Below are 481 nucleotides of genomic sequence, written 5' to 3'. Positions count from 1 at the left end.
CGCCCACACCGCCAGCGTCGGCACGAATCCCGGTGCGGGGACGATGAACCCGCCTTCGCCCTGGATCGGCTCGACCACGATCGCCGCGATGCGCCGGGCACCGATCTGCTTGTCCATCAGGTGGATCGCGCGGCGCGCCGCCTGCTCGCCGGTCACCACGGTGCCGTCCGGATTCGGCGGCTCGCGGAACGGATACGACATCGGCATCCGGTAGACCTCGGGGACGAACGGACCAAAACCGTCCTTGTACGGCAGGTTCTTCGCCGTCAGCGCCATCGTGAGATTGGTGCGCCCGTGATACGCGTGGTCGAACGCGACGACGGCGTCGCGGCCGGTGGCGTGGCGGGCGATCTTGATCGCGTTCTCGACGGCCTCGGCGCCGCTGTTGAACAGCACCGCCCGCTTCTCGTGGGCGCCCGGGGCGAGCGCGACCAGACGCTCGGCGACCGCCACGTACTCCTCGTACGGCGTCACCATGAAA

The 481-nt window shown here is 69.4% G+C and carries 1 protein-coding gene; it reads right to left on the bottom strand.

What is annotated here, in order from left to right:
• Nucleotides 1-481 (bottom strand): aminotransferase class III-fold pyridoxal phosphate-dependent enzyme (locus tag AC07RN_RS21010; protein ID WP_478337220.1); only part of this gene is annotated, 481 nt, incomplete at both ends.

It is taken from the genome of Lelliottia sp. GFLA7, assembly GCF_056490165.1.
The sequence above is the reverse complement of the archived record's forward strand: the minus strand, read 5'-3'. Positions and strand labels throughout refer to the sequence as shown.